This is a genomic window from Pseudochrobactrum sp. sp1633 (genome assembly GCF_030376605.1).
GTDB lineage: Bacteria > Pseudomonadota > Alphaproteobacteria > Rhizobiales > Rhizobiaceae > Pseudochrobactrum.
Genome location: NZ_JARRAE010000044.1, coordinates 1 through 1,606, shown reverse-complemented (window position 1 = coordinate 1,606; position 1,606 = coordinate 1). Strand labels below are relative to the sequence as shown.

Genomic DNA, 1,606 nt, shown 5'->3' with positions numbered 1-1,606 from the left:
GTGCGGACAAAAACTTGGACTATCATGGAGGTAGTTCATGTATTCCTACGAAGACCGGATACGAGCAGTTGCGCTTTACATCAAGCTGGGCAAGCGCCCGAAAGCGACTATTCGCCAGTTGGGCTATCCAAGCAAGAACGCTTTGAAGGGCTGGTACCTGGAATATGAGCAACATCTTGAACTGCGTTTAGGATTTGCACCTCGAGCCCCGAAGTTTACACAAGCCCAGAAGGAAGCGGCTGTTGCGCACTACCGCACGCATGGTCGTTGTGTTTCTGCAACGATGCGCGCCTTGGGCTATCCTGGTCGTGCAATGTTGACCGCATGGGTTCGGGAGGCGTTCCCTGAAGCTCAAGAATCTACAGTTGGTAGGGCTGCTCCTCCACGATATCCGGAGACATTGAAGAAGACTGGCGTCGTGGGGCTTTATAATCGGCAAGAAAGTGCGCAGTCCCTGGCTGAAAAGCTCGGCGTATGCAGACCGACACTGTATAACTGGAAAAACCAGTTACTTGGTCCGGAGGCTCCTGCAATCATGAAACGTAAGAACAACTCGCCGCCAGTGCCAGAGCGAGAAGAATTAGAGCGTCAGCTCGAAACACTGCAGCACGATATACAGAAACTGCAGCTTGAGCACGACCTTTTGAAGAAAGCGAATGAAATTCTAAAAAAAGACCTGGGCGTCGATCTGCAACTCCTGAGTAATCGGGAGAAAACGCTGTTGGTTGACGCCCTAAAAGATCTTTATCAACTCTCCGATCTGCTTGCTCAGTTGCGACTGGCGCGCAGTTCATATTTTTATCATCGAGCCCGTATGAGGGTGACCGACAAGTACCTCACTATACGTCAGAACATCACCGAAATCTTCGAAGCCAACCGTCGATGCTATGGCTACCGCAGGCTACAGGCGTCATTGGCCAAACAATGCGTTACAATCTCAGAGAAGGTTGTGCAGCGCTTGATGAAGCAGGAGAACTTGATCGTTGCCACGCCAAAGCGGCGTCGATACCGCTCTTATCTTGGAGAAATCAGTCCGGCACCCGAGAACCTTATTAATCGCGACTTCCAGGCCTCAGCCCCAAACGAGAAATGGCTGACCGATATCACTGAATTCCATATCCCGGCTGGCAAAGTGTATCTCTCACCCATCATCGACTGTTTCGATGGTTTGGTTATCAGCTGGTCTATCGGAACGAAACCCGATGCGGAATTGGTCAATATGATGCTCGATACCGCCATAGAAACTCTCACAGGTAGAGATGAGCGGCCAATATTGCATTCTGATCGTGGTGCACACTATCGCTGGCCGGGTTGGCTATCGAGGATTAGTCATGCGAAGCTGGTGCGTTCAATGTCCCGCAAGGCGTGCTCCCCAGATAACGCTGCGTGCGAAGGCTTCTTCGGAAGGCTGAAAACAGAGTTCTTTTATCCCAGCGATTGGAAGAACACCACACTCGAGCAGTTTATCAATGAAGTTGATGGCTACATTCGGTGGTACAACGAGAAACGGATCAAGATAGCGCTTGGCGCTCGAAGCCCAATCGAATATCGAAACAGTCTTGGCATTGTGACGTAAAACCAGTCCAAGTTTTTGTCCGCACCCCCA

General features: G+C 50.7%; 1 protein-coding gene. It reads left to right on the top strand.

Features of this window, described 5'->3' with window-relative positions; all coding sequences use genetic code 11:
• Positions 1 to 37 precede the first annotated feature (37 nt).
• On the top strand, positions 38 to 1,576 hold the full coding sequence (locus P8H26_RS18005; protein ID WP_112013580.1) for an IS3 family transposase: 1,539 nt from the start codon (positions 38 to 40) through the stop codon (positions 1,574 to 1,576).
• The last annotated feature ends 30 nt before the right edge of the window (positions 1,577 to 1,606 follow it).